Origin of the sequence: Okeania hirsuta, assembly GCF_003838195.1 — a bacterium.
In the GTDB taxonomy this organism is placed as follows: Bacteria; Cyanobacteriota; Cyanobacteriia; order Cyanobacteriales; family Microcoleaceae; genus Okeania; species Okeania hirsuta.
Genome location: NZ_RCBY01000266.1, coordinates 1 through 9,301, shown reverse-complemented (window position 1 = coordinate 9,301; position 9,301 = coordinate 1). Strand labels below are relative to the sequence as shown.

Below are 9,301 nucleotides of genomic sequence, written 5' to 3'. Positions count from 1 at the left end.
CCCCATCTCCCCATCTCCCCATCTCCCCATCTCCCCATCTCCCCATCTCCCCATCTCCGCGTCTCCGCATCCTACCCCCACCAACCAATTTTTTCAGCAGTCTAAATTAATTAATTAGATGTGTCGCCTTTGCTGGTTGTGGATATTGATAATCTGTAGTTGCTTCCTGCTGCGCTTTAATAATTCGCAATGCTCCCAACAAATGCTCTAACATTTCTATGTGAGCAGGAGTAAAGTGAATACTGAAGCCTTCCACGTCTCTTGCATACCCTGGGCAAACAAGAGAAGCTGAACTCTGTTCTTCATGGGTAGCAATATACAGCCAGTCTTCGTCTTCCAATTTGTAGTGTGTATCTGTCCAGGTTCTCAGCATAATGCTATCCTCCAGGTGAGCGGTACTTGTTGAGACTCTCATAAATTTACAATTAGCCAACTTGAGCATGACTCCATATATAGAGCCTAAATTTAATTGACTTAATTTTCAACCTTACCAGTAGTGTCTCATAAGTTGACTTTTTTTTCAACTAAATCTATTGTAGCGCTAGTTGATTTTATCGTCAAGAGTAAAGTTGAAATTTTCGTCAAAGTTGCTTACAATGCTTATTAGGAGGTAAAAGCCGTGGAAAAAAGTTTTGGAAAGTTAATTAGACAGGCCCGTAAAGACAAAGGATATTCCCAACGAGAGTTGGCCAAATTCTTAGGAGTGGACTTTACATATTTGTCCAAGCTAGAAAACGATCGCGCCGACTATGCACCAAAAGAAGAAGTGATTCGTGGGTTAGCTAGGAATCTCGATTTGGATGAAGAGGAATTAATTTTCCTCGCTGGCAGAATTCCTCAACAGTATGAGGAGATTCTTAAGCAAAATCCAAAAGAGATGCTCGCATTGTTCCGACGAATGCAAGAAAATCCTGAATTCGCTCAAACAATATCTCAAGCTGCAACAGAGGGAGAATGAACCGTGAGTATCCTCAAACCGTATTGCTTTTATCGCAAGGAGTCGATTGAGCATCGGGCAAATGATATTCTCAGGCTAATGCATAAAACCGCAAATTTTGCTCCCAGGTGGCCTTTTGAAGCTTCTTTAGTTGCTGATTTTTTAGACTTGGGAGTAGTTTGGGATGAAATTCCTCCTGACGAAGGGGGGGCGATCGCTGCCCGAATTTTACCAACAGAACGACTGATTGAACTCAATGAAAAGATTTTAGACAAGCCTCAAGGCTTTCAAGAATCAACACTTGCTCATGAAATTGGTCATTGGGTGCTACATATTAATCAGGATGAAGCAGATGGAGCTGTGAAGCAGTTAGAACTCGACCTTGGTAATTATGGAACGCCAAATCAGTCAGAACAACCTTTTGTTTGTCGGGGTGCAAGTGGCAGCAAGATTGATTCTATTGAATGGCAAGCTCAATATTTTGCAGGCTGTTTATTGATGCCAAAATCGATTCTTGAGGAAAAAAGACAAGGCAAAGATTTAACTAAGTGGTCAAATCTTTATAAAATCAAAGATGAGTTAGGCGTCAGCATTTCTAATTTAACTTACCGTCTGCAAGAGTTTGGCTGGATTTATATTCCTAAAGGTAGTCGAACAATTCATCGGGGACCTGAGGAAATTCAAGGACAAACACAACTGTTTGGATAAGTTTAAAAACGGACAGGAGGAAATTAGCCAGCCTGTTTCAACGGCTGGTTGAATAATATTAGGAGTCAGGAGTCAGGAGTCAGGAGAAATGCGAATTACACAGGATGTAGTTGGAAGAATTGTCCCTTAATTTTTCTGTGCTTGTCTGCACAAAATGCTAATACCCATAAGCTTTCTTGACCGAAAAGCTGGTACTTTTTTTCAACCAAATAAGACTGAAACCTTTATATGTCAATGCTTTTATAGTTGATCGGCAAGTCCTACAACGCTTTTCATATTGATGAACCACATCGTCATAATCACGCGCCTTGTAGGGATGTTCCATGGAACGTCTCTACTGTGGTCTACCGAAATGAAAACCGCTGTAATTAAACAGACATGATATCAGGAGTAAAAATAGTTACTCTGAGCGCCATTGCCAAATATTTCTCTATCTCCCCACATTCCCCTCCTGGGAGGGGTTAGGGGTGGGTCCAAATCACACCAATGCTACCGGACATGATATAACTTCTAACTCCTGACTCCTGACTCCTGACTCCTGTGAAATCATACATTTATTCAGCAACGCCGATTTAACTTATTGTCTGAATCTTTAAGAAATTTGTACCTCGTGTATGCTTGGTAGGAATACCACCCACCATCAAAACTTTCTCCCCTGGGGTAGCAAAATTTAGTTTCAATAAATAATTTTGAGCTTGTGCCGTTTAAATCTTCAAAAGATTCTACTTCTTCATTCAATCTTGATATTGACTTTTAAGAATCGGCAAAATATTCTCATCAAAAGCCTGTTGGAAACCAGAGGTATCTAGCGGATACAGTCCATCAATTCCCTGCACAGAACCAATAGTTCCCCCAGTGTATAAAATGCCTATGTTCATTAGGAAATGAAAAAATTAACTATGTTTACCACTAAGACTATACAATTAATCCTATAATTAAGATACATCCATAAATTAGATTAGGCAATGGAGAGAATTGAAGCTTTTCAGTCATTTCTTGATAATTGCTGAGGTAAAGTCTCCATATTAATTGAGTTTTGCCATTAAAACAATAGCAGACCGCGGCTCGACCCGATACCTAACACCAATAACTTTTGTAGCTGTATCTAAATCATTAAAATCTTTAGGAGAAGGAAAAGCAGTATTAATAATTAAATACCAACTTTCCCCTTTTTTTAAACGTGGTAACTCAAACATTAAAGGTTTCCAATAAGCATTCAAAATAATATGAAAATATTCACCACTTTTTGGATGCTTCAAACTAAAAGCTAAAGTCCGAGAATCTAGATGCCAATCAGGTTTACCTAAACGTACTCCATGCCAACTAATATTAGGTACTTTATTCGAGTCAACTTCCTTTTTCTCTCTAGGTAAAGATGATTCTGGAGAACCCGAACCAACTGTAGCTAAAACCTTATCTACCCGCATCATTTCTAACTCTTGGGTAAAATGAATAATCCCTTTAACAAATCGCAGTAAATCCCTTTGTTTGTCAATTTGCTCCCAATCAAACCAACTTAGTTCATTATTCTGACAATAACCATTATTATTACCAAGTTGAGTTCGCCTTACTTCATCTCCCATTAAAATCATTGGCGTGCCTTGGGAGAAAAATAATATGGCGAACAAATTCTTAATTTGTCGCAGTCGTAATCTTTCAATTTCCTGCTTATTAGTTAATCCTTCAACCCCACAATTCCAGCTATAATTATCATTAGCACCATCGCGATTATCTTCACAATTAGCTTCATTATGTTTTTCATTATAAGAAACTAAATCATTCATAGTAAAACCATCATGGCAAGTAATAAAATTAATACTATGATTGGGTTCGCGGTCTGGTTGAGGATAAATATCAGGACTACCCATAATTCTAGCCGCTAACTTATCAACTATCTTGGGGTCACTTTTGACAAACTGACGAACATCATCACGATAATGTCCGTTCCATTCAGCAAAGCGATCGCCAATAAATGAACCAACTTGATATAATCCCGCAGCATCCCAAGCTTCTGCAATAATTTTTGCCCCTGCCAGAACAGGATCGGATTCAATTGCCCATAACACAGGTGGATCTTCCAACGGATCGCCAGTCATACTCCGAGACATAACAGATGCCAAATCAAACCGGAACCCATCAACGTGCATTTCTCTAACCCAGTAACAAAGACAGTCAACAATTAAGCGATGTACAAAAGGATTATTTGTATTGAAAGTATTGCCACAACCACTATAGTTACTGTAATAAGTGGAGTCGTCTGTCTCCAGAATGTAATAAGTAGAATTTTCCAGTCCCCGAAAAGAAACTGTCGGTCCGTTTTCATTACCCTCTGCAGTATGATTAAAAACCACATCCAAAATTACTTCTATTCCAGCTTTGTGCAAAGCTTTTACCATATCTCGGAATTCATCCATCGGTCCGAAAATATCTTTGCGAGAACTATAATTGTGGTGAGGAGTAAAAAATGCGATCGGGCTATAACCCCAATAATTGATTAGAGGTTCGCGCACATCTTGTTCATCAAATTGTTGTACGGGTAATAATTCTACAGCAGTAATTCCCAATTCTTTCAGGTAGGGAATTTTTTCAATTAGTCCGGCAAAAGTACCCCGCTTTTCTGGGGAAACGCCAGAATTAGGATTACGAGTAAATCCACCAACGTGCATTTCATAGATAACTGTATGAGCGTAAGGTATGTTTAGAGGTATATCGTCTTCCCAGTCATAAGTAGTTGGGTCAACTACTACCCCTTTGAGAGCATAGGCACAATTATCACCATAACCAGTAGCAGCTTCACGACTATATTTTTCTTGTCCCACTACTACCCTAGCGTAAGGGTCTAGTAATACCTTTGTACCATCAAATCGATGACCTTTTTCTGGCTCAAGTGGTCCATAAACTCGGTAAGCATATATTTGTCCTGCCTTAAGACCATAAATAAATATGTGCCAGTAATGATGGGTTTTATGTTGTTTAGGGTCGAGTAAAATTACTTGCTCTGGTTGAGCTGCGTCAGGTTCATCAAATAGTAATAATTCTATTGCTGTAGCATTTTTAGAGTAAATGGAAAAATTTACTCCTTTGGGGTCTTTTAAGAGTGTTGCGCCAATGGGAAAACTATTACCTGGTAATATATTAAGATTCATAATTCTTGACTTATTTAACTATTAGATAACCTTGGTAATTTTATACAATGTAAATAGATATTTAACAAAACCATTGGAAGTATTAATTATGTATGAAAAAATTTTAGTTGCCATCGATACATCTGCTATGGGCGATCGCGTGTTTGATATAGCCCTAAAGTTAGCAAAAATCAGTAACCCTAGTCTGATGTTGGTTCATATTCTCTCGGAGGAGGCAGAAGAAAGTCCGATAAATTATTGGCCAATGATTGGTACTGACATTGGCACTAACCCAGAGATGATGAAAGAGTATCATCAACTTTGGGAAAAATTTGAGAAACAATGTTTACAAATGTTGAAATCAAAAGCAGATAAAGCAAAAGAACTTGGGTTCAATACAGAATTTACCCAAATCAGAGGCAACCCTGGTCGGGAAATATGTAAATTAGCTCAAAAGTGTAATGCTGATTTAATCGTTATGGGACGCCGTGGGCATTCCGTTTTTAGTGAACTGCTATTGGGTAGTGTCAGTAATTATGTTATTCATCGTGCTCATTGTTCTGTTCATATTGTACAGGATTAGCTTTTTTTATTAGGCATCTCCTCCAAAAGTAGGGAACAGGGAACAGGGAACAGGGAACAGGGAACCCACCCCTAACCCCTCCCAGGAGGGGAATAATTGATAACTTATGGATAATAATTGATTTGATTTTTGATTTTTACCAGATGTCTATTAGGCATCTCCTCCAAAAGTAGGGACGTTGCATGCAACGTCCGTAGGGAGTAGAGGGAAAGGGTGGTGGTGCATAGTAATGAGAGAGTGTGCAGAGTGTGCGGAGTGTGCGGAGTGTGGTCAGAAATTAAAAAATATGTATCTTCACTATTACTATGCAGGACTACCGGGGAAAGAATTGATGAATAAGACTGCAATAATTGATTTTATTTTTTATTATTGGAGATATCTATTAGTAATGAGCAATTATTCATTAGTATTCATTTATATCTATAGTGTTTTTATTTTAGATGTCAATCTAAATTGAGGTTTTTTCTCAGAAAAAAAGCACGGCAATCAATTACTTTATCCCTTTGTGTTTGCCACTATTTAATGCTGCTTTCCCCCTTTACTATTCTCTCCATACCTCCATATCTTTTTCATACCACTTGTTTTCCACCTCCCAGATAAAAAGGCTATATTAATAATTGCTTATGGATATTCTGGTAAGAGCTAACTCTATCAAGAAAGCTACTCAAAATCATAATTTCCATTTTCACTAGGAATAATTAGTCTGAGATTGACTATAGTGAAATCAACATTAAAATATATATTCTTTTTCTGATAATTCAGATACAATAATTACTATAGCAGTCTAAGGAAAGGTTAGGACATATCAAAAGCTCATAACTCAGACAAAGCAAGCTTTTTCCTTCTTTTTTCTTCCTTCTCCTATATCAGACAAAATAATTAAATTTTCATCATAAAGATTATGTATCAAAAAATTCTAGCAACAATGGACACATCAGCAGCAAGCGATCGCGTATTTGCCACTGCTCTCAATTTAGCAAAACTCAATAATTCCTACTTAAAACTAATGCACGTTTTATCTCCCGAAGAAGGAGAAATACCCGTTAAATTTGGAGCTATTTCCCGGGAATTTAACAAAGAATTGATTGCGGAATATCAACAAAAATGGAAAGATTTTGACCAAAAATGTCTAGAAATGTTGCAGTCACGAGCTAACGAAGCTACAACAGCAGGGATAAACACAGAATTTATTCAAACTGAGGGTGTACCTGGAAAGCAGATCTGTAAGGTAGCTCAGGAATGGGGTGCTGAACTAATAGTTATGGGACGCAGAGGACATTCTGTTTTCAGCGAAATGGTTATAGGTAGTGTGAGCAGTTATGTAATTCACCGGGCGAAATGTTCGGTGTTAGTTGTGCAGCAATAGTTTTTGGGTAGTTGTGCATTGTAATGGTATAGCTAGTGGGAGCATCTTGCTCCCGTTCTAATTAGGGTTTGCGCTTCACTAGTCTTTTAGTAGGGGTAGGAGACAGGAGACAGGAGACAGGAGACAGGAGAAATAGGAATTAATTAGGAGGTAGTCGGAAAAATTGTAAGAGTGATTTTTCTGCCATAATCGTCCCAAAATACTAGCATGCATGAGCTTTTTGAGCTGAAAAGCTGGTACTTTTTTAGACAAAAAAATACTAAAACCTTTATCTGTCAATGCTTTGATATTTATTCAGCAAACCCTAATTATTTTGGTCACGGTATAGACAGTGAGAGAATCTTGCTCCCGTTCTAATTATTTTGGTCATGGCATAGACAGTGAGAGAATCTTGCTCCCGTTCTAAGTTTTCCCGATCTCAACCTACCATTACGGGAGCAGGACTACCAATTTTTGTAGGTGTGGATTCAATTTGTCAATTTTACTGTACAGTGCTTTTCAAATGCATGAACCACATCGTCACAACTGAAATCCTGTAGGGGAAAATATCAGGAACGGGCAAGATGCCCATTCCACAAAACTATTAAAATCATCCCGCATTTTATGCAACGCCCATGAATGTTGCTTAAAATTGGTTCGGGTGATAGGAGGCAAAGTGGCGTGCTGGAGACTATCCATAAGCAATTTTTCCTTCTGCCTTCTGCCTTCTGCCTTCTGCCTTCTGCCTTCTGCCTTCTTCAAACAGCCGCAACCGAGGGAGATTGTTGTGTTTGTGACATACACTTCCCAGTCATTACCATTTTTACTCCACCAGCAGGAGCTAAAGTTACACCGCGACGTACTGCTTTGACTGTTTTTTTCTCCGCCAAAACCAAACTATAACGTTTGAGAATAGTTGCTAATACCAGTTTCATTTCAAACATAGCAAATGCTGCTCCAATACAACGACGACTACTACCGCCAAAAGGCAAAAATTCATAAGCAGAATATTGCCTTTCCAAAAATCGTTCTGGTTTAAATTTTTCCGGTTCGGGATACAAATCTTCCCGGTGATGAGTTAAATAAATACAGGGAGATAGAGCAGTACCCTCTGGATATGTTTGACCCATAATTGTGATTGGTGATTTAGCTATTCGTGAAAATGCAATTATTGCTACTGGGTAGATACGCAGGGTTTCAGAGCAAACTGCATTCAGATAAGGGAGCTTGATAACTGCCATTGGATCTGGGTTATCTCCAAGGTCTTCCAATTCTGACAATAGCTTATTATAAATTTCTGGTTGGAGGTGAATCCAGTAAAACGCCCATGCTAATGCTGTGGCAGTAGTTTCATGTCCGGCAAATAGTAGTGTCATTAACTCATCCCGCAATTCACGATCGCTCATAGGTTCCCCTGCTTCATCCCTAGCTAATAGCAACATTGTTAGGATATCAGAGCGTTCAGAGTCTAGTTGTTGACGACGTGCTGCAATTTCTGCATATAGTAACTCATCAACTTCTTGCCGTTGTCTGAGAAATTTACCCCACGGACTCCATTTACCCAAATCAACTTGGAGAAACTTGAAAAATAGCATACTTGCTTTCGAGGGAGAAGCTAGTGATTCTAGAGCTAAAGTCAAAAGTTGCTCTAATTTATCATACCTCTGTCCTTCCTCTAAACCGAAGACCGCCTGTAATATCACCTTTAAAGATATCTCTTGAGTTGATTCTCTCATAGAAAATGGCTGCCCTACTACCCACTTACTAGCTACTTTTTCAGCGATCGCGCAAATTAACTCACCATAAGCTTGCATTCGTTCCCCATGAAAGGGTGGCATTAATAGTTGACGTTGACGTTGGTGGAGAGTACCATCAAGCAAAGCTAGGGAGCTATCTCCCAATAGTGGTAGCAAAAACAAATTTCCCATACCAGAATCAAACTGTTTGGGATTAGTCTTGAGAATCTCTTCAATGGCCTTCGGATGACTGATAAATACCATTGGATAATTCAATTTTACTTGAAATGCGTCTCCATATTCCTCTGCACATTTTTCCATAAATGTCAAGGGTTTGGCTACCCACTGGAGGAGTTGAATCAAAGCTGGAGCTTTTGGACCTAGCAGTTGTGTCATAGTCATATTTCTATCTAGTTATCTTTTCCCTAACTATTTTAAAAGAAATAAAAAAATAAAGATTTATCCTATTTAAGACTATTAGATATCTCCAGAAAATAAACTTGCCCTTTGTTTAATATAAGCTAGAGTTGTAAAATTCACTTCCCTAAATCATTTTTCGTACCTTTTTCCTAAAAATATCTTCCCTGTTGCCTGTTGCCTACTATGCGCAAAAAGTCTATATCTTTTTCACCAGATGTCTATTAGACATCTCCAGAAAAGAGGGAATAGGGAATAGGTATGGAGGGGGAAATAATATCAAATCCGGTAGCATCGGTGTAATTAGATGGGGAGATGGGGAGATGGGGAGATGGGGAGATGGGGAAATATTTGGTAATGGTTGAAGATGGAACATTTTTTTATACCGAATTAAACGGATTTGATATAATTGATAATTTCTGTACGATAATTGATTTGATTTTTGATTTT

The 9,301-nt window shown here is 38.5% G+C and carries 9 protein-coding genes; 4 read left to right on the top strand and 5 right to left on the bottom strand.

Annotation, left to right across the window (positions count from 1 at the left end; all coding sequences use genetic code 11):
* Nucleotides 1–106 precede the first annotated feature (106 nt).
* Nucleotides 107–373, bottom strand: coding sequence for a hypothetical protein (locus tag D5R40_RS27510; RefSeq protein ID WP_124147260.1), 267 nt, complete (start codon nt 371–373; stop codon nt 107–109).
* 246 nt (nt 374–619) lie between these two features.
* Here D5R40_RS27510 and D5R40_RS27505 point away from each other — a divergent pair, with 246 nt between their 5' ends.
* A complete protein-coding gene (locus D5R40_RS27505; protein ID WP_124147261.1) occupies nt 620–958 on the top strand; it encodes a helix-turn-helix domain-containing protein in 339 nt (112 codons plus the stop codon).
* 3 nt (nt 959–961) lie between these two features.
* Entirely contained in the window at nt 962–1,645 is a 684-nt protein-coding gene (locus tag D5R40_RS27500; protein WP_124147262.1) for an ImmA/IrrE family metallo-endopeptidase, read from the top strand.
* A gap of 558 nt (nt 1,646–2,203) precedes the next feature.
* Here the strand turns inward: D5R40_RS27500 and D5R40_RS36205 are convergent.
* The 3 genes from D5R40_RS36205 to glgX all read right to left on the bottom strand — a co-directional run bounded on the left by D5R40_RS36205 (nt 2,204) and on the right by glgX (nt 4,791).
* The gene (locus D5R40_RS36205) at nt 2,204–2,383 is read right to left on the bottom strand and encodes a hypothetical protein (RefSeq protein ID WP_124155502.1); all 180 of its coding nucleotides are present in this window, start codon (nt 2,381–2,383) and stop codon (nt 2,204–2,206) included.
* Nucleotides 2,380–2,523: a hypothetical protein gene (locus D5R40_RS36200; protein ID WP_161564710.1), complete on the bottom strand. Its 144-nt coding sequence runs from the start codon at nt 2,521–2,523 to the stop codon at nt 2,380–2,382. The genes D5R40_RS36205 and D5R40_RS36200 overlap by 4 nt, the downstream gene beginning before the upstream one ends.
* Nucleotides 2,524–2,670: 147 nt before the next feature.
* Nucleotides 2,671–4,791 (bottom strand): glycogen debranching protein GlgX, encoded by a 2,121-nt coding sequence (glgX, locus tag D5R40_RS27490; protein WP_124147263.1) that lies wholly within the window; start codon nt 4,789–4,791, stop codon nt 2,671–2,673.
* Between the two features lie 88 nt (nt 4,792–4,879).
* On the opposite strand from glgX, the gene D5R40_RS27485 reads away from it, so the two are divergent.
* Together D5R40_RS27485 and D5R40_RS27480 are read left to right on the top strand one after the other, a co-directional pair.
* Entirely contained in the window at nt 4,880–5,353 is a 474-nt protein-coding gene (locus D5R40_RS27485; protein WP_124147273.1) for a universal stress protein, read from the top strand.
* A gap of 901 nt (nt 5,354–6,254) precedes the next feature.
* Complete coding sequence (locus D5R40_RS27480; protein WP_124147264.1) at nt 6,255–6,719, top strand: universal stress protein; 465 nt, start codon at nt 6,255–6,257, stop codon at nt 6,717–6,719.
* 737 nt (nt 6,720–7,456) lie between these two features.
* Here the strand turns inward: D5R40_RS27480 and D5R40_RS27475 are convergent.
* On the bottom strand, nt 7,457–8,830 hold the full coding sequence (locus tag D5R40_RS27475) for a cytochrome P450 (protein ID WP_124147274.1): 1,374 nt from the start codon (nt 8,828–8,830) through the stop codon (nt 7,457–7,459).
* Between the last annotated feature and the right edge of the window lie 471 nt (nt 8,831–9,301).